A 752-nucleotide genomic window follows, 5' to 3' on the forward strand; every position below is an offset into this window, starting at 1 on the left:
ACTGTCCGTCGTCGTCGCCGACACCGGCGATTACGACGCCATCAAGCGCCTGCGCCCCGTCGACTGCACCACCAACCCGACGCTGGTGAAGAAGGCGCTCGACCTGCCGGTCTACGCCGGGCTGATCGAGCGCGAGCTGGAATGGGGCCGCGYCCAGGCCGGCGACCGCGCCGAGGTCGCCAAGGCCGTGGTCGACCGCCTGACCATCGGCGTGGGCACSATGCTGGCCGARCTGGTGCCRGGCCGCGTCTCCACCGAGGTCGATGCCGACCAGGCCCACGACACCGMMGCSACCATCGCCAAGGCSCGCCAGTTCATCGCCATGTACGAAGCGGCCGGCGTGCCGCGCRGCAAGGTGCTGATCAAGATCGCCGCCACCTGGGCCGGCGTGGAAGCCACGCGCGTGCTGCAGGCCGAAGGCATCGACTGCAACCTGACCCTGATCTTCAACCCGACCCAGGCGCTGGCCTGCTCGGAAGCCGGCGCRTTCCTGATCTCGCCGTTCGTTGGCCGCATCCTSGACTGGTACGTGGCCAACGGCCAGACCCCGGCCACCATCGAYGAAGACCCGGGCGTGCAGTTCGTGCGCGGCGTGTATGCCGAGTTCAAGCGCCGCGGCTCGTCCACCGTGGTGATGGGCGCCTCGTTCCGCTCGACCGCACAGATCGAGGCGCTGGCCGGCTGCGACCGCCTGACCATCTCGCCGGACCTGCTGGAAAAGCTCGACGCCGACATGGGCGAGCTGCCGCGCA

The 752-nt window shown here is 69.9% G+C and carries 1 protein-coding gene; it reads left to right on the forward strand.

Features of this window, described 5'->3' with window-relative positions; all coding sequences use genetic code 11:
* Nucleotide 1: 1 nt before the first annotated feature.
* Nucleotides 2–752: transaldolase family protein (locus AC1DGW_RS16815; protein ID WP_478025191.1), on the forward strand; the 751-nt coding region annotated here is incomplete at its 3' end.

This window comes from Stenotrophomonas sp. 05N423, assembly GCF_056397145.1.